The organism is Anaerotignum sp., assembly GCF_045122575.1.
Lineage (GTDB): Bacteria > Bacillota > Clostridia > Lachnospirales > Anaerotignaceae > Anaerotignum_A.
Window position 1 is genome coordinate 1 of sequence record NZ_JBGVHV010000173.1, and the last position, 18,503, is coordinate 18,503.

The window sequence follows — 18,503 nt, forward strand, 5'->3', positions numbered from 1 at the left end:
TGGAGCATCTATTTCACCGTACTTAAATGCGTTTAAAACAGATTTATTTTTGTCGGCAAATGAGAATGATGTTCAGGAAGCAATCAATGCAAATATTGCAGCCGGTATCATTTGTTCACATTCTGGACTGCCAATTGATGCAGATGGAAGTATAGATCAGATTAGAATAGCTTTTGATGGAGATGCCGTTATTTTTTCTGATGAATCAGAACGAATTTATCAAGCAGAAGGATTGCAGGCATTTGCGGAACATGAATATGAAAATGCAAGAAAACCTCTTCCGGAAGGTCCCTTTGCAAAATTATTGAAAACAATTTCTGTCATTCAACAGAAATTTTCTGAGGATGAAATGCCTATTCGTACAGCCTTGGTAACAGCGCGGAATGCACCGGCGCATGAAAGAGTTGTAAGAACACTGAGAGCTTGGAATGTAAGGATCGATGAAGCATTTTTTCTCGGTGGTATTGAAAAGAGCGAGGTTTTAAAAGCTTTTGGAGCAAATATCTTTTTTGATGATCAGAGTGTACATACGGAACCGGCATCTAAATATGTGCCATCTGCGAGGGTACCATACAAAAAAGATAATACCTTTTTGAAGAAGGAAAGTGAATGGGAAATTACACAAGAGTATGTTGCAGATGTGCAGTTTATAAAGTGTAAATAAAAAGAAAATGTGTGGTGATTGATTATGGTATCATTTGAAATGATTAAGAAAACTGAAAGATTAGCAATATACAGGTATTATCCGGAAAATAATAAATCAACACATGGAACTATTGTCTTGAATCTAGAAGAGAATGACATATGTATTTTGCAGCTGGCACCTACAGATGAAATCTGCGAAATAAGTATAGAAGAATTGAACGCTTTAAGAGATTCCATAAATCGGCTTCGAGAAATGGAAGGAGAGCCTATGTTAACAGAGGATGAGTTGCCATCTGCAACGGAAGCGGAAGTATATGCATTTTATGGAAGTCATGCAATGAAAAGGATAAAAAATGCTTTTGAAGGCGGCGAACTTTTAGAACGTGGAATTGTTGCCTGGTATTGATAAGGTATCCAACTATTTGTTGGATACCTTAATTTTATATATGTGAAAACCTAAAATTTCCATAAGTGTTCGCCTTGTCAATTCTTTTGCGATATGCTATAACAATAGCGCAGAACAAATATTCGTGTATATAATTAAAAATTAAGAATATATGTTTGCTTTTTGGGGTGATTCTATGGAAAGAACTTATATCTGCATAGATTTGAAGTCATACTACGCTTCTGTAGAGTGTGTTGCTAGGGGATTGGATCCGATGGTAACGAACTTAGTTGTAGCGGATATGTCTCGAACAGAAAAAACGATTTGCCTGGCTGTATCACCGGCGTTGAAATCTTTTGGGATTTCTGGGCGAGCAAGACTGTTTGAAGTAATCCAGAAGGTAAAAGATATCAATTATGAAAGACGGATGAAGATCCCGGCGAAGGCCTTTTGGGATAAGTCTTATGATATTAGGGAGTTAGAAAAGGACCCAACTCTGGAATTGGATTTTATTATTGCACCGCCCAGAATGGTCGCATATATGGAGCAGAGCGCTGCCATTTATGATATTTACTTAAAGTACTTTGCGCCAGAAGATATTCATGTATATAGCATAGGCGAGGTGTTTATTGATTTTACGACATATCTGGATTTTTATAAAATGTCAGCTCATGAGTTAGCATCAAAGATCGTTGGAGATGTTTTTAAACAAACGGGAATCACTGCTACAGTAGGGATCGGTACCAATATGTATCTGGCAAAGGTTGCGATGGATATTACGGCAAAAAAGATGCCTGCGGATGAGAAAGGGATGCGTATTGCAGAGCTGGATGAGAAGTCTTATCGCTATGAAATGTGGGAACATGAACCGATAAAAGACTTCTGGCGGGTTGGCAGCGGATATACGAGGAAGTTGCATAGCATTGGACTGCGTACTATGGGCGACATTGCACGATTTTCATTGACGAAATATGGTGAAGATCGATTATATAAATTATTCGGTGTTAATGCGGAACTTCTGATTGATCATGCCTGGGGCTGGGAACCTTGTACCATTGCAGATGTAAAAGCTTATAAACCAATCAGCAACAGTCTTAGTTCTGGGCAGGTGCTGCATTGTGCGTATACAGTAGAAAAGGCCAGAGTGATCGTAAGAGAAATGGCAGATCGATTAGTCCTGGATATGGTAGATAAGGGCCTTGTTACGAATCAGTTGGTTCTGAGTATTGGATATGACAGGGAAAGCTTGAGTGATCCTGTATTCCGGAGATATTATCAGGGTGAGATCGTTAGGGACCATTATGGCAGAGAAGTACCCAAACATGCTCATGGAACAGTGAACTTACCGAAGCATACCAGTTCTTCTTTGACCATTATCGAGGCAGTGATCGAGCTTTTTGACAGAATCGTAGATAAGAATCTTCTGGTGCGTAGGGTTACGATTTCGGCTAATAATATTATTACAGAAGAAAAAATGGAGAAAAGGAAAGGACCGGAACAGTTGGATCTATTTACAGATAATGTAGAAATGGACAGACTTAGGCAGAAGGAAGAAGCTGCGGAATGGAAAGAAAAGCAGCTGCAGAAAGCAATCCTACATATCCATAAAAAGTACGGCAAAAATGCACTTCTGAAGGGAATGAATCTTTTGGAAGGTGCAACCATGAGAGAAAGAAATGAGCAGGTCGGCGGGCATAAAGCGTAAAAGCGAGGTGGTCTGAGATGAGTAAAAATAGCGGAAGATATAGCGATATTATAGATTTGCCTCATCATCAGTCTATCTATAGGCCACATATGACGGTATATAACCGGGCGGCCCAGTTTGCTCCCTTTGCTGCATTGGTTGGCTACGATGAGATGGTACAGGATACAGCGGATATTTTATTGTTGGATAAAAGGATTATTTTATCTGAGGATGCGAAATGTCTTCTTGATGTACAATTACAGGGTATTAGGGAAAAGATAGATTTGAATCCAGAAATAAAAATAGTTTATTTTGATGAAAAAGTAAATAAACTTGGCGGTGGATATGCATTACATTCTGGAAAAGTAAAGAAAATAGAAGAGTATCCGGCTATGCTGGTGTTTTTGGATGGGAAAAAGGTATTGATAGAGGACATTATTCAAATTGAAAATGAAAAATGATAAACGCACAAATAAGGACTTCAAAAGGATAGAACAGTTTTGAAGTCCTTATTTGTGTCCGACAAGGTGGACCTTTTTTGGATAGGTTTACGTGTGTGCATCTTCTGCCGCACCTTTGTAAGTGTAACGTGTTATGTAAAGTGATTTCTCTGCTTATTTGAAAAAAAGATAATTTAGAGTATAATAAAAAATGAAATATTAATTTGATGAGGTAACATTATGAGATCACAGTTCGAGTGGGACAGAATGCTGTCTCAAAAATTATATTGTCCTTCAAAAGTTAGAGATGGTTCATGGGAAAGGGTTCATGCAGCCCAGAAAAGATTTAATGAGTCAGAGTTCTGGCATGATAACAGTGCATTGGAAGAATTGAAAAAATGTTTTGGCAGAGCCCCTAAGGACATGATCCTTACTCCTCCTGTGTATTTTGATCATGGTGACAGGGTCATGTTTGGAAAGCATTTTTATGCCAATACCGGTCTGACTATTTTAGATGAAAATTATGTGACGTTTGGGGATAATGTTTTTATTGCACCTCATGTCAGCATTTATACAGCAGGACATCCGATAGATGCAAAAATCAGAAATACGGAAGTAGAGTATGCAAGACCTGTTACAATCGGTTCAGACGTATGGATCGGTGGTAACGTTGTTATCAATCCCGGAGTAACGATTGGGGATGATGTGGTGATTGGTTCCGGTTCGGTCGTGACCAAAGATATTCCGAGTCATGTGATTGCAGCAGGAAATCCATGCAAAGTAATCAGGGAAATCACGGAAGAAGACAGAATATATTGGGAAAAACAATATCAGGAATACAAGAAGGAATGTGAAAAGAATGTTTCAGATTGATGCATTGAAATGGACAAGAGAACCGAAAAATTATTCTATTGAAAATGATCGTATCGAAATTGTCACGGAACCTCATACAGATCTGTGGCAAAGAACATATTACCATTTTAGAAACGATACTGCACCTGTTTTACAGATGGAAACGGATGAAAAGTATTTTTCCTTCGTAGTAAAAACAGAATTTGAAAGCAAACATCGATTTGACCAGTGTGGCGTAGTCATGTATCTGGACAGTGAAAACTGGCTGAAGGGATCTATTGAGTATGAAAACGAACAGTACCAGCACCTGGGAAGTGTTGTGACAAATCACGGATATTCTGATTGGGCGACAACGGAAATCGATGCATCGATCAAGTCCATGTGGTATAGATTCAGCCGCAGGGAAGATGACTATTGCATTGAATGTTCTGATGATGGTGTAACATACAAGCAGATGCGTATTTGTCATATGTGGAATGCGAAAGGTACGATTCGATTTGGGGTTTATGCCTGCAGCCCGGAAGATTCTTCTTTCAGGGCGATTTTTACAGACATGGAAATGACGGAATGTAAATGGTCTGCACACGATGGGCAGCAGCCTGATCAGGAGTAATGAAAGAAAATTATCTGAAAAATAAAAAGAGGGAAAACGATTTATCATCGTTCCCTCTTTTTTTATTCAGTAATTCTTTTACAGCTATCCCTTTCGACGATGCGATGAGGAACAACGATTTTTGTAGCCATCAGATTTGGATAATCTGCGTGATTGATGATCTGAGAAGCAGCCTCGTGTCCTAACTGGAAAGAGTTGATATCCACAGAGGTGAGCTGAGGAGAAGACAGTTTTGCATACATGGAATTATTAAAAGAAATAATGGAAATATCATCCGGGATGGAGAGCTGCAGCTGTATACAGGCTCTTTCCAGTACCAATGCCAGCATATCATCACTGACAACAAAAGCTGTGGGTCTGTCCTCCTGCAAAAGGAGTTCCTTCAATGTTCCTAAATTATCATTCTGTATACTTTCGATTTCAAAGCAATATTCCGGTTTGACCTGCAGTCCATGCTGCAACAAGGATAACTGATAGCCGGATTTTCGGTCGAAGGCATAGAGAGCTTCATCCTTGCCACCCAGATAACCGATACGACGATGCCCTAAATCATACAGATAATCTGTTACTTCTCTGCCGGCCAGCAGATTATCATTATCGATGGAGATGGTCTGGTTTGCGAGCTCATTTGCCTTTCCGACGATCACATACAATAATCCGTGCTCGCACAGATAATCTACAACAATATCATCCTTGAAGGAATAAAGAAGGATGAATCCGTCGGCCATGCCACTGCGATGAAGTGTCTGAATAGACTGCAAAATTTCTTCATAATCCTTTCCGGTGACAACATTGGTTGCGACCTGTTGCTGGTTACAGAAGCGGCTGATGCCGCGAATTGTTTTCAGATAGAAGGTGTTGTCATATACATCTACCTGGGACGGAGGAAGGATGATGCCGATCATTTTCACAGAAGTATTTGTCTGTGTATCATTCACGGCAGGAGAGTCATACCCAAGCTGGGACATTGCTTTCTGCACTCTTTCCCGGGTTTCTTTACTGATAGCGGGATTGTCATTGCATACACGGGAAACAGTAGAAGGGGAAACCCCGGCCAGTTTTGCTACATCTTTTATTGTTACTGCCATAATTGCACTTCCTTTTGCGAAACATATGATATGATTTATGCAAATGATTTCTTTCTGTTTCATTGTACAGGAATACAGGGGAGATGTCAATTCTTGGCACAATAAATTTGATTGTTGTGCAAAACTGTTTGCATAAATCCGGCATCAATTTGCACAAAATCTGCTGCAAAATATTGTACATAATGTAGATTTGGCAATATTTATCTACGAAAGCCTTGCAAAATCAATGCAAATCATGTATTCTGGTTGCAGAAAAACAATGCAACTAAATGAAAAATGTGGAAGGGGTTAAGTAATGAGTTGTACAACCAATGCAGAACTGAAGAAGTTCATTCTTGCACCGTTAACAGGTAAGGTCGTTCCTTTGGAGCAGGTGCCTGATGCGGTGTTTTCTCAGAAAATTTTAGGTGATGGTGTTGCGATCATTCCGGAAGACGGAAAAATCTATGCACCTGTAAACGGCGAAGTGGCCAGTGTTGCAGAAACATTGCACGCATATGGCTTTACATCTGATGACGATCTGGAAATCCTGATCCATGTTGGTCTGGATAGTGTTGCCTTGAAAGGGGAAGGCTTTACCAGCCATGTGCAGGTAGGTGATATGGTCAAGGCAGGCGATCTGATTGCAGAAGTGGATCTGGAATTTCTGAAAAGCAGAAACGTTCCTACGATTACACCTGTTCTGATCTGTGATGATGCAGATGAACTGCCTATGTACGCAGTGGAAGGTAATGTAACTGCAGGTAAGGACACAGTGATCACACTGGGCGAAATTCCCGAAAGAACAGTAGAAATGATTACAGAAGAGCCTGTAGCAGAACCAACAGAAGAACCCAAGAAAAAGAAAGGTATCAATTTTGATTTTCTGCAAAAACTGGGCAAGGTACTGATGACAGTTATTGCAGTTATGCCTGCAGCAGGTATTATGCTGAGTATCGGTAAATTGTTCCAGATGGCAGATCTGTCCTTCCTGATGATCGTTGGTTCCACCATGGAAAACATCGGTTGGGCTATCATTACCAATCTGCATATCCTGTTTGCGGCAGCCATCGGTGGCTCCTGGGCGAAGGAAAGAGCCGGCGGTGCCTTTGCGGCGATCATTGCATTTATCCTGATCAACCGCATCACAGGTGCGGTATTTGGTGTAACAGCGGATATGCTTATGATGGAAGGTGCTGTTGTTAGTTCCTTCTTCGGACAGGAGATGCTGGTAGAAAATTACTTTACTTCCGTTCTGGGCTCTCCTGCTCTGAATATGGGGGTATTTGTTGGTATTATTTCTGGTTTTGTTGGCGGTACCGTCTACAATAAATACTATAATTTCCGTAAACTGCCTGAAGCGCTGGCCTTCTTTAACGGCAAACGATTTGTTCCCCTGGCTGTCATTTTCTATTCCACAGTCGCTTCCTTGATCATGGCAGTCATCTGGCCAGTGGTTCAGGCAGGTATCAATGCATTTGGTATCTGGATCGCAGGTTCCTCTGCCACATCTCCTGTTCTGGCGCCTTTCATTTATGGTACGTTGGAACGTCTGCTGCTGCCCTTTGGTCTGCATCATATGCTGACGATCCCTATGAACTATACATCCTTTGGCGGTACATATGTGATTCAGACAGGCATCAACGCCGGTGCGGAAGTATTTGGTCAGGATCCTCTGTGGCTGGCTTGGGTAACAGATCTGATTAACTTCAAGGATGCTGGTGATATGGCAGCTTATGAAACTTTGTTAAATACAGTAACACCTGCCCGTTTCAAAGTAGGCCAGATGATCGGCGCAACAGGTCTGCTGCTGGGTATTGCGCTGGCAATGTACCGTCGTGTAGATGTGGATAAGAGAAGAAACTATCGCTCCATGTTCATTTCTACAGTACTGGCTGTTTTCCTGACAGGTGTTACAGAACCTCTGGAATTTATGTTCATGTTCTGTGCACTGCCTCTGTATGTGGTATATGCACTGCTGCAGGGCTGTGCTTTTGCCATGGCAGGGATCATTGATCTGCGTCTGCATTCCTTTGGTAATCTGGAATTTTTGACTCGTGTGCCTATGTCTCTGAAGGCTGGTCTGAGCGGTGATATTCTGAATTTTGTGATTTGCTGTGTGGCATTCCTTGCAATTGGTTATTTTGTTGCATACTTTATGATCGGTAAATTTCAGTTTGCAACTCCCGGTCGTCTGGGTAACTACACTGATGAAAGTGAAGGTGAAGAAGCTGCAGCGGAAAACAAAACAAATGGCAATACACAGGCAGAACGTATCATCACACTGCTGGGCGGCAGAGAAAACATTACACTGGTGGATGCCTGCATGACACGCCTGCGTGTTACTGTAAAGGATCTGGATAAAGTGGCTGAGATTGCTGACTGGAAGGCAGAAGGTGCACTCGGTCTGATCAAAAAAGACAATGGCATTCAGGCAGTATATGGTCCGAAAGCGGATGTTTTGAAATCTGATATTAACGATATTCTGTAAAGAATTAGGATAGAGGTGGATTTATATGAAACTTCTGACATTGAATACCCATTCCCTTCAGGAAGAAAACTATGAACAGAAACTGGAGTGGTTTATAGAGGGAATCCTGCAGGAAAAACCTGACATCATTGCACTGCAGGAGGTGAATCAGACCTCTGATGCAGCAGTGGCGGAAGATATCCTTTGGGAAGGATTGTATTCGATCCCGGCACAGGTTCCTTTGAAACAGGATAACCATGCGGCACAGGTGGTATATCGCCTGCGTCAGGCAGGGGTTGCGTGTCATTGGGTATGGCTTCCCATTAAACTGGGCTATGGAAAATACGATGAGGGGGTAGCGCTGCTGAGTCTTGGCAGAAAGATCACTGCAGCGGAGGCATTCCCGATTAGTAAGGTAAATGATTATCACAACTGGCGTACTCGGGCAGTTCTCGGGATGCAGGTGGAAGGCCTGACAGACTGGTTTTACACCATCCACATGGGCTGGTGGGATGATGCGGAAGAGCCTTTTCTGGATCAGTGGAAACAGCTGGAAGAACGGATTTCAGAGAAAAGGAGAAATGGATTTGTCTGGCTCATGGGTGATTTCAATGCACCTGATTTTGTTTCCGGACAGAGCTATGAATGGATCTTGACCAATGGATGGCTGGATACTTATTCTGCAGCATTGGAAAAAGACAGAGGGATCACCGTTCCCTGTGTGATCGATGGCTGGAAAGAACGACTGAAGGATCAGGAAGTGAAAGCAATGCGTTTGGATTATATCTTCTCTAGTCATAGGGTCTGTGTAAAATCCTTTCAAGTGATTTTTAATGGGGAAAACAGACCTGTGGTTTCCGATCACTTCGGTGTATTCATAGATATAAAGGAGAAAATAGTATGAAAAGAACAGCAGGCATTCTGATGCCTATCACAAGTTTACCCGGAAAATATGGCATTGGCTGTTTTTCTGAGGAAGCATATAAATTCGTGGACTGGCTGCAGGCAACCGGTCAGACTTACTGGCAGATCCTGCCGATCCACCCCACCAGTTATGGTGACTCTCCCTATCAGTCCTTCTCCACCTTTGCAGGAAATCCTTATTTCATTGATCTGGATGCACTGGTGGCAGAAGGGGTGCTGATGCAGAAGGAATGTGACAGCATGGATTTTGGCGAGGATGAAACGGATATTGATTACGAAGCCCAGTATAACAGCTGTTATACTTTGCTGAGAAAAGCCTATGAACGAAGCAATATCAGCGAAAATGTAGCATATCAGCATTTTGTAAAAGAAAACGAATGGTGGCTTTCTGATTATGCTTTATTCATGGCATTGAAAAATTTCTTTGATGGTCAGTGCTGGTATGAATGGCCTGAAGATATCCGTCTACGTTATGGCTATTCTATGGATTATTACCGCAGAGAGTTGTATTATGATATTGAATTTCAGATGTATCTGCAGTTTAAATTTTTTGAACAGTACTGGAAACTGAAGCAGTATGCCAATGAAAAAAATATTGGCATCATCGGGGATATTCCCATTTATGTTGCCATGGATTCCGCGGATACATGGGCTCATCCGGAACTGTTCCAGCTGGATGAAAATAATGTGCCTTATGCCGTGGCAGGCTGTCCCCCTGATGGGTTTTCTGCTACAGGGCAGCTCTGGGGCAACCCTCTTTACCGTTGGGAGTATCACAGAGAAACGGGCTATCAGTGGTGGCTGAGTCGTCTGTGGTATGTGTTCCGCTTGTATGATGTAACAAGAATCGATCATTTCCGTGGTTTTGATGAATATTTTTCCATTCCCTATGGTGCGGATTCGGCAGTGGACGGGCATTGGGAAAAAGGCCCCGGCATCGATCTGTTTCGCTGTGTGGAACAGAATCTGGGCTGGCATGAAGTGATCGCGGAAGATCTTGGCTATGTGACAGATTCTGTTCGTCAGCTGCTAAAAGATAGTGGATTCCCTGGCATGAAAGTGTTGGAATTTGCCTTTGATTCTCGCGATTCCGGTTCTGCCAATGATTATCTGCCCCATAATTATCCGGAAAACAGTGTGGTTTATACAGGCACCCATGATAATGAAACACTGAACGGCTGGTTTAAATCGATTACAAAAGAAGAACAGCAGATGGCAAGAGATTACCTCTGCGACCAGAGAACACCGCATAAACTGCTCCACCAGTCCTTTATTGCACTGGCGATGCGTAGTGCAGCAAGAATGTGTATCATTCCTCTGCAGGATTATCTGGGGCTGGACAACAGCTGCCGGATCAATACACCTTCTACCATTGGCATCAACTGGAGATGGAGAGTAAAGAAGGAGCAACTGACAGAAGAACTACAGCAGGGAATTCTGGCTACAACAATGCGTTACGGCAGAATGAACTGGAACAACTACAACGAAACGAAATAATAAAGATATATCAAGTCATATAAGGAGGAATTTACGATGAAACAGTTTAATTACACAATTACAGATCCCCTGGGTATCCATGCACGTCCCGCAGGCCTACTGGCAAAAGCAGCCAAAACATTCCCTGATACAGTGATTATGATCCAGAAAGGCGACAAAGAAGTAAAGGCTACACAGCTGATGAAACTGATGGGCCTGGGTGTAAAGGAAGGCGATGTTGTAACAGTAACAGCGGATGGCCCTTCTGAAGAAAATGCCATTGAAGTAATGTACAACACACTGGCTGAAAACCTGTAATTGCAGCAGGAGGGGATAAGTATGATCATGATGCAGGGCAAAGGCGTCTCCAAGGGCGTCGTAAAAGGTCCTCTGTATTTTTTCCGCCGTCCGGATGCTGCAGTTCGTCAGTGGCAGGTGGAAGATATGGATGCAGAAAAAATGCGTCTGGCACAGGCACAGGAAAAATCCATTGCCCAGCTGGAAGCACTGGCAGAACGCTGTAGAGAAGAGGCTGGGGATGAAGCAGCAGTTCTTTTTGAAACGCATGCGATGTTTGTGGAAGGCGAAGATTATGTAGAGTGCATCCATTCCTGTATGGAAGATGAAAATTGCAATGCTGAATATGCAGTACAGCAGGCTGGCGAACAGTTTGCGGAAATGCTTGCCGCTATGGATGATGCCTATATGCAGGCACGTGCGGCGGATATCCGTGATGTTTCCAATCGTATCTGCAATAATCTGATGGGCATTGTGGAAGGCGGTATCGATTCTGCTGTTCCTGTTATTCTGGCAGCGGATGATCTGGCGCCTTCTGAAACGATTCAGCTGGATAAAAGCAAGATCCTTGCTTTCGTTACACAGGGCGGTTCCAGCAACAGCCATACGGCTATCCTTGCCCGTACCATGGGTATTCCTGCGATTTGCGGTCTGGGGGAAACATTGAATCCGGAATTTGCAGGCAGAACGGCATATGTGGATGGAGAAGTGGGCAGTGTTTATATCGAACCTGACGAACTGACACTGGCGCAGTTCAGCGAAAAGTTCGTGAAACAGCAGGAAATGAGAGAACTGCTTCAGACCATGAAGGGACAGGAAGATATCACACTGGACGGCAAAAAAATCAATGTTTACTGCAATATCGGTTCTCCCGAAGATGTGGCGGCTGTTCTTGCGAATGATGGTCAGGGTATTGGTCTGTTCCGCAGTGAATTCCTCTATCTGGCGGCTTCTGATTATCCTACAGAGGAAGAACAGTTTCAGGCATATAAAACGGTTGCCGCAGCCATGAATGGCAAGCGTGTCATTATTCGTACACTGGATATCGGTGCAGATAAACAGGTGGATTATTTTAATATGAACAAAGAAGAAAACCCTGCATTGGGGGTTCGTGCCATCCGTATCTGCCTGAATCGTCCTGAGGTGTTTAAGCCCCAGCTGAGGGCGCTATATCGTGCATCTGCCTATGGTAAAGTGGCTATCATGTTCCCCATGATCACATCTGTCTGGGAAGTGAAGGAATGCAAACGTGCCTGTCAGAAGGTCATGGCAGAACTGGAACAGGAAGGGATTCCTTTTCACAAGGATACAGAGATCGGTATTATGCTGGAAACACCGGCATCCATTTTTGTGGCAGAGGAACTGGCGAGGGAAGTGGATTTCTTTTCCGTTGGCACCAATGACCTGACACAGTACACACTGGCATGCGACCGTCAGGCGAATGATCTGGGAAAATTCTATGATCCTCACCATCCTGCGGTGCTGCGCGCACTGAAAATGGCTGCCGATGCAGCCCATAAAGCAGGTATCTGGATCGGTATCTGCGGAGAATTGGGGGCAGATCTGAGTATGCTGCCTACGTTCCTTGCTATGGGTATGGATGAAATTTCTGTGACACCCAATGCAGTATTACCTTTGCGTGCAGCAATTCGCAGCTCCATTGCGAAGACCTGTACACTGGAAATGCTGGATTGTTAATAAGTACAAAAGAAATCAGAGAGAACAAAAGATAAAACAAGAAGAAACAAAAGATAAAATAAGAAGAAATGGTATTGAAAAAAGAGGAGGCTGCAGATATGGCATATGGATTTGGCGTGGATATTGGCGGCACAACTGTTAAGCTGGCATTCTTTGACCAAACGGGTGCATTACTGCATAAATGGGAAATCAAAACAAATACGCAAAATGGCGGATGTGCCATTCTTCCGGATATCGCTGCTTCCGTGAACACATTTCTGAAAGAGAAGAATATTCGCAATGAACAGATCATTGGCATTGGGGTAGGGGTGCCCGGACCGGTAGATGATCTTGGTGTAGTAAATCAGTGTGTCAACCTGGGCTGCGGAAAGGTAGATATCCAAAAAGAGTTGTCCGAACTGACAGGATTTCCAGTAAAGGCAGGCAATGATGCCAATGTGGCGGCTTTGGGGGAATGCTGGCAGGGCGGTGCGAAAGGATATACAAATATAGTGATGGCTACCCTTGGCACAGGCATTGGCGGTGGTATTGTGGTAAAAGGAAAAATCATAAATGACATTCATGGTGCCGGCGGCGAAATCGGACATATAACACTAGAACCCGGCGAGACAGAAGCCTGTGGCTGTGGTAAGTGCGGCTGTGCGGAGCAATATTGTTCTGCAACAGGCATTGTTCGCCTTGCTAGAAGATATCTGGCAGAGTATACCGATCCAAGTGTGTTACGACACATGATGGATATGGAATGCAAGGATATTTTTGTGGCAGCGGAAAAGAAAGATGTTGCTGCCTGTGCGATTCTGGAGCAGGTATATAAATATCTGGGGCTGCTTCTGGTGAATGTTTGCTGTGTGATTGATCCGGAAGTGATCCTTCTTGGCGGCGGGGTCAGCAAAGCAGGGGAGCCTCTGATTGTGGGAACGATGAAATATTTCGAGAGATATGCGTTTCATGCTTGCCGTTCCACAAAGATTCGGTTGGCGGAATTAGGAAATGATGCAGGAGTTTATGGCGCATTTAAACTGATTTTAAATGAATATGCAGAATAAGAATAAATGAGACTGTTTCAAAGTTTGTGTAAAGTAAAAAAACTGATGTAAAATAATGAAATGAGTTATGAAGGGCAAAGTCGATTTTCAGGACTTTGCCCTTTGCCTGTATTATAGCGACAATTTTTTGCATGCCAAGCAAGGCTGCCACAGACAGCCCTATTCAGACTATAATCAGGATAATCTTTCTTCAAAATATATTTCCAACTGAGAATGGATCTGACCCCAATCAAGACGGTGTCCGGTCCATTTTTTCGTGATATCCATAGTTGCCAGATACAGCATTTTCATCAAACTGTCATCAGAAGGAAAAATGGTCTTAGATTTTGTGACTTTACGCAGCTGTCGATTAAATCCTTCAATTGCATTTGTAGTATAAATCAGCTTACGAATAGCTTCAGGATATTTGAAATATGCGGAAAGGTTGGCCCAGTTATCCCTCCAGGATTTGGCAATTCTAGGATATTTGCTGTACCATTTTTCTTCGAAGGCATCCAGTTCAACCAATGCGATTTCTTCTGTCGCTGCAGTATAAACTCGTTTCAGGTCAGTCATCAATGGTTTGATGTCCTTATAGGACACAAATCTTGTGGTGTTTCTGATCTGATGGATAATACACTGCTGGATCTCTGTTTCAGGGAATACGGCTTCGATTGCCTGAGGGAATCCAGAAAGACCGTCCACACAAGCGATCAGGATATCCTGAACACCGCGATTTTTAAGGCCGTTCAGGATAGACAGCCAGAATTTTGCACATTCATTCTGACCAACATACATACCCAACACATCTTTGTGACCATTCATGTCGATGCCGATAGCAATATATACAGCTCGTTTTACGATACGGCCTTCATGGCGAACATGATAATGGATCGCATCCATGAAAACAACTGCATAGATTTCTTCCAGAGGACGCTCCTGCCATTCTTTTACGATAGGGAGTACTTTGTCTGTAACACGGCTGATTGTGCTGTCAGAAATCTCAATACCATACAGGTCGCGCATATGGCTTTCAATATCGCTGGTAGTCATTCCTTTGGCATACATGGAAAGAATTTTTTCTTCCATGCCCTGTGTGACAGTGTTCTGATATTTTTTGATTATTTGTGGCTCAAACTCACCTTTACGATCTCTGGGAATATCCAGCTCCATATCTCCGTAACTGGTGTGCATTGTTTTCTGAGAAAAGCCATTTCGGCTGTTATCGGTATCCTTGTTACGATAGTCATACTTGGTATAGCCGAGTTCTTCATCCAATTCTTCAGTTAGAACGCCTTCAAGGATTATAGACATCATATCTCGCATAATTGCATTTACATCTGCTCCATCCTTGATTTTTACATCATTTTCTTTCAGATAGGTGCTCATCATTTCTCGAAGAGCTGCTTTTTGAGGGGAATCTTTTTTTCGTGCCATAAATAAAACCTCCAAACTGAGTAATTTTATCTTACATCAGTTTGAAGGTTTACACAAACTTTGGGATACTACCGAATAAATAATTCTTTGGAAGATAGCGAGTGTTCTCTGATATATACACAGATTTCTAAATACATCATTTATAACATAAAAATATAGCGGCATGAATGATCATGCCGCTTTTGCCATTATGCAAGTTTTATTTTGTATTACATCCATTTTTCTGCATAAAGAAATAATGCTGCTGATTCAGATAATCCCGTGCAATATCCAGGGCTTCGCCAAATCTCTGAAAGTGGACGATTTCTCTTTCCCTTAGGAACCGCAAAGGTGCCAGAACGGCGGGATCTTCTGCCAGATCGATGAGGTATTCATAAGTCGACCGGGCTTTTTGTTCTGCTGCACCTTTGTAAGTGTAACGTGTTATGTAAAGTAAATGTATAGTGGAAAATCTAAAAAAGAAAAGTGGAATTAACAAAAACGGATAAGATATAAATCTTATCCGTTTTTTAAATCTTAGTTAGATAATTGACTCATTTCCTTTGTTTAGTTCTAATGTATGGATAGCGTGATGGATATGAATTTCCATAGCATTTTTAGCACCTTGTGCATCACGTTTTTTTAGAAATTCCATGATAAGGGCGTGGTCTTGAATTGTATTTTTGAAAAGGTCTTCTTTAGAAGAACCAATCAAAATAGCTTCATCAACTGCACGATTGATCAAAGGGATTAAATGATTCATGAAATCGTTGTGTGCAGCCGCAACAATCAATCGATGGAATTCTTGATCGGGATCTGTCCAGGCTTTTCCTTCGCTAATGACGTCAGCAACCAATTGACCTTGCTTACAAATGGCTTCAATTTCTTCATCGCTACCTCTGCGACAGGCGAGGGCAACCATTTGAGGCTCAAAAAGAAGACGCATTTCAAATAGATCTTTTAGTTTTATGCGTATGCGATCCAGGTTATCCAATCCGTAATTACCAATAATAGCTTCCTCTGAGGACACAAAAGTACCTTTCCCACGACGTACTTCCAATACACCTTGTAGTGTCAGCATACGGACAGCATCACGCAGTGTAGTACGACTGATACCAAGCTGTTCAGAAAGAATCATTTCATTGGGCAACTGATCCCCTGGTTGGTATATATGTTCTTTTGCAATCATGTCATAGATTTTATCAGCGGTCTGCTGTGATAGACTTTTTTTATCTTTTTTCATATATATCAAATCCTTCTTGTTTGATGTCTTTTGCTGTTGATAAACAAGTATTTATTTTCCTTTATTAATATTATATAAAATCTCATCAATAAAGTCAAATTTTAGTACTAATTTACAAATTTTCTTAATTTTCTTTATTAATTATGTTCGATTGACATATGACATCTTTTGATTTAGAATGACATCATACATTAAAAAAAGAGATAATACAACGGAAGCAATATAAGAGGGGGAGTAAAAATGAAAGAAAGAAGTTGTAATGTAACACAGGGTGTAAACAGAGCACCTAACAGATCTCTGTTCTATGCATTGGGCTTTACAAAAGAAGAACTGGAAAAACCTCTGATTGGCGTGGTTTGTTCCAAAAATGAAATCGTACCCGGCCATATGAATTTGGACAAAATCTCTGAGGCGGTTAAAGCGGGTATTAGAGCTGCAGGTGGTACACCTATCGAATTCCCTGCGATTGCAGTATGTGATGGTATTGCAATGGGTCATGTTGGTATGAAGTATTCTCTGGTTACAAGAGATCTGATTGCTGATTCTACAGAAGCGATGGCAATTGCACATCAGTTTGACGGTTTGGTTATGATTCCTAACTGTGATAAAAATGTACCCGGTCTGCTGATGGCAGCAGCTAGAGTAAATGTTCCTACAATTTTCTGCTCTGGTGGTCCTATGTTGGCAGGCAGACTGAATAATGGTAATCGTACATGCCTGTCTCATATGTTTGAAGCAGTAGGTGCTTATCATGCAGGTACATTAGACGAAGCAGGTGTTGAAGAATATGAAAACAGTGCATGTCCCACATGTGGTTCCTGCTCTGGTATGTACACAGCCAATTCCATGAACTGTCTGACAGAAGCAATTGGTATGGGATTAAGTGGTAATGGTACTATCCCTGCAGTTATGTCCGCTCGTCTGCGTCTGGCGAAGCATGCTGGTATGCAGATTATGGAACTGGTAAAGAAGAATATTCGCCCCAGAGACATTATGACAGAAGCTGCATTCCATAATGCAGAAACAGTAGATATGGCTTTGGGTTGTTCTACAAATACAATGCTGCATCTGCCTGCAATTGCACATGAATGCGGTATTGAACTAAGTCTTGATATGTCCAATGAAATCTCTGCTAAAACCCCTAACCTGTGTCATCTGGCACCTGCAGGGGATACATATATGGAAAATCTGGAACAGGCTGGCGGTGTTCATGCAGTAATGAAGGAACTGACAAAGAAAGGCTTACTGGATACTTCCGTTATGACATGTACAGGCAGAACACTGGGTGAAAATCTGGAAGGTGTTCAGAATAGAGATCCTGAAATCATTCGTCCTATTGAAACCCCTTATTCTGAAGACGGCGGTATTGCTGTATTGAAAGGTAATCTGGCTCCTGAAGGCTGTGTTGTAAAACGTGCTGCTGTTGCACCTGAAATGATGCAGCATAAAGGACCTGCAAAAGTATTTGATGGTGAAGAAGAAGCCATTGAAGCAATTTATGCTGGTAAAATCGTCCCCGGTGATGTTGTGGTTATCCGCTATGAAGGCCCTAAAGGTGGTCCCGGTATGCGTGAAATGCTGAACCCTACATCTGCGATCTGTGGCATGGGTCTGGGGGAAAGTGTTGCGCTGATCACTGACGGTCGTTTCTCCGGTGCTACTAGAGGCGCAGCAATCGGACATGTTTCTCCTGAAGCAGCGCAGGGTGGTAATATTGCGCTGGTGGAAAATGGTGACATCATTGAAGTTGATATCAAGAACTGCAAAATCCATCTGGAAGTAGATGAAGCAACACTGCAGGAAAGACGAGAAAATTGGGTTTGTCCGGAAAAAGAAGTAACAGGTTATGCTGCGCGTTACAGAAAACTGGTAACAAGTGCAGCTCGTGGTGCAGTACTTGAATAATGATGGGATTTATGACAGAATGATCAAGGAGGAATGGTTATGAACGCACTGAGAAAAATAGCGCAATTTGTAAATAAATATATGGCGGCTATCGTAATTGTAGTAACAGTTTTAGCTTATATGGTAGAGAATAGTTTTACAAGCTGGGTTGGTAATGCAGAGTTTTTGGGAGGCAATATTAATGTAAATCATCTGCTGATGATTGTTATGTGTGGTATGGGTATGACAATGAAACTGGAAGATTTCAAGATTGTATTATCCAGACCTAAGGATATTATTTTTGGTGAACTGGCACAGTTTGTAATTATGCCATTGATTGGTTTTGGCCTGAGCTGGATTTTCAAACTGCCTCCTGAACTGGCG

At 42.3% G+C, this 18,503-nt stretch carries 17 protein-coding genes and 1 pseudogene; 14 read left to right on the forward strand and 4 right to left on the reverse strand.

Annotated elements, in window-relative coordinates:
- The 6 genes from ACJMLT_RS08570 to ACJMLT_RS08595 form a co-directional block, all read left to right on the forward strand.
- A partial coding sequence (locus tag ACJMLT_RS08570; RefSeq protein WP_405729472.1) for a 5'-nucleotidase occupies positions 1–664 on the forward strand: 664 nt, incomplete at its 5' end.
- Positions 665–688: 24 nt separating this feature from the next.
- Positions 689–1,051 (forward strand): hypothetical protein, encoded by a 363-nt coding sequence (locus ACJMLT_RS08575; RefSeq protein WP_405729475.1) that lies wholly within the window; start codon positions 689–691, stop codon positions 1,049–1,051.
- 175 nt (positions 1,052–1,226) lie between these two features.
- A complete protein-coding gene (locus ACJMLT_RS08580) occupies positions 1,227–2,735 on the forward strand; it encodes a Y-family DNA polymerase (protein ID WP_405729478.1) in 1,509 nt (502 codons plus the stop codon).
- A gap of 17 nt (positions 2,736–2,752) precedes the next feature.
- Complete coding sequence (locus ACJMLT_RS08585; RefSeq protein ID WP_405729481.1) at positions 2,753–3,175, forward strand: hypothetical protein; 423 nt, start codon at positions 2,753–2,755, stop codon at positions 3,173–3,175.
- Between the two features lie 219 nt (positions 3,176–3,394).
- Positions 3,395–4,027: a sugar O-acetyltransferase gene (locus tag ACJMLT_RS08590; protein WP_405729484.1), complete on the forward strand. Its 633-nt coding sequence runs from the start codon at positions 3,395–3,397 to the stop codon at positions 4,025–4,027.
- On the forward strand, positions 4,014–4,619 hold the full coding sequence (locus ACJMLT_RS08595) for a DUF1349 domain-containing protein (RefSeq protein ID WP_405729487.1): 606 nt from the start codon (positions 4,014–4,016) through the stop codon (positions 4,617–4,619). Before ACJMLT_RS08590 ends, ACJMLT_RS08595 begins: the two co-directional genes overlap by 14 nt.
- 62 nt (positions 4,620–4,681) lie before the next feature.
- Here the strand turns inward: ACJMLT_RS08595 and ACJMLT_RS08600 are convergent, their stop codons facing one another.
- Positions 4,682–5,707 (reverse strand): LacI family DNA-binding transcriptional regulator, encoded by a 1,026-nt coding sequence (locus ACJMLT_RS08600; RefSeq protein ID WP_405729490.1) that lies wholly within the window; start codon positions 5,705–5,707, stop codon positions 4,682–4,684.
- A gap of 295 nt (positions 5,708–6,002) precedes the next feature.
- On the opposite strand from ACJMLT_RS08600, the gene ACJMLT_RS08605 reads away from it, so the two are divergent.
- The 6 genes from ACJMLT_RS08605 to ACJMLT_RS08630 all read left to right on the forward strand — a co-directional run bounded on the left by ACJMLT_RS08605 (position 6,003) and on the right by ACJMLT_RS08630 (position 13,597).
- Entirely contained in the window at positions 6,003–8,177 is a 2,175-nt protein-coding gene (locus tag ACJMLT_RS08605) for a PTS transporter subunit IIBC (RefSeq protein WP_405729493.1), read from the forward strand.
- A 25-nt stretch (positions 8,178–8,202) separates the two neighbouring features.
- A complete protein-coding gene (locus ACJMLT_RS08610) occupies positions 8,203–9,060 on the forward strand; it encodes an endonuclease/exonuclease/phosphatase family protein (protein WP_405729495.1) in 858 nt (285 codons plus the stop codon).
- The gene (gene malQ, locus ACJMLT_RS08615; protein WP_405729497.1) at positions 9,057–10,577 is read left to right on the forward strand and encodes a 4-alpha-glucanotransferase; all 1,521 of its coding nucleotides are present in this window, start codon (positions 9,057–9,059) and stop codon (positions 10,575–10,577) included. Before ACJMLT_RS08610 ends, malQ begins: the two co-directional genes overlap by 4 nt.
- A gap of 36 nt (positions 10,578–10,613) precedes the next feature.
- A complete protein-coding gene (locus ACJMLT_RS08620; RefSeq protein ID WP_405729499.1) occupies positions 10,614–10,874 on the forward strand; it encodes an HPr family phosphocarrier protein in 261 nt (86 codons plus the stop codon).
- A gap of 21 nt (positions 10,875–10,895) precedes the next feature.
- The gene (gene ptsP / locus ACJMLT_RS08625) at positions 10,896–12,551 is read left to right on the forward strand and encodes a phosphoenolpyruvate--protein phosphotransferase (protein WP_405729502.1); all 1,656 of its coding nucleotides are present in this window, start codon (positions 10,896–10,898) and stop codon (positions 12,549–12,551) included.
- 98 nt (positions 12,552–12,649) lie between these two features.
- Positions 12,650–13,597 carry an ROK family glucokinase gene (locus ACJMLT_RS08630; protein ID WP_405729505.1) on the forward strand — a complete coding sequence of 316 codons (948 nt, stop codon included), beginning with the start codon at positions 12,650–12,652 and terminating at the stop codon, positions 13,595–13,597.
- 174 nt (positions 13,598–13,771) lie between these two features.
- On the opposite strand, the gene ACJMLT_RS08635 is transcribed toward ACJMLT_RS08630, so the two are convergent.
- The 3 genes from ACJMLT_RS08635 to ACJMLT_RS08645 form a co-directional block, all read right to left on the reverse strand.
- Positions 13,772–14,968 carry an IS256 family transposase gene (locus ACJMLT_RS08635; RefSeq protein ID WP_405729516.1) on the reverse strand — a complete coding sequence of 399 codons (1,197 nt, stop codon included), beginning with the start codon at positions 14,966–14,968 and terminating at the stop codon, positions 13,772–13,774.
- A gap of 244 nt (positions 14,969–15,212) precedes the next feature.
- Positions 15,213–15,491 carry a manganese catalase family protein gene (locus ACJMLT_RS08640; protein WP_405729508.1) on the reverse strand — a complete coding sequence of 93 codons (279 nt, stop codon included), beginning with the start codon at positions 15,489–15,491 and terminating at the stop codon, positions 15,213–15,215.
- 42 nt (positions 15,492–15,533) lie between these two features.
- Positions 15,534–16,235, reverse strand: coding sequence for a FadR/GntR family transcriptional regulator (locus tag ACJMLT_RS08645; protein WP_405729511.1), 702 nt, complete (start codon positions 16,233–16,235; stop codon positions 15,534–15,536).
- 240 nt (positions 16,236–16,475) lie between these two features.
- Here ACJMLT_RS08645 and ilvD point away from each other — a divergent pair, with 240 nt between their 5' ends.
- On the forward strand, positions 16,476–18,140 hold the full coding sequence (ilvD, locus tag ACJMLT_RS08650) for a dihydroxy-acid dehydratase (protein ID WP_405729514.1): 1,665 nt from the start codon (positions 16,476–16,478) through the stop codon (positions 18,138–18,140).
- A gap of 39 nt (positions 18,141–18,179) precedes the next feature.
- Positions 18,180–18,503 (forward strand): annotated as a pseudogene (locus tag ACJMLT_RS08655) (bile acid:sodium symporter family protein); the annotation flags it as partial.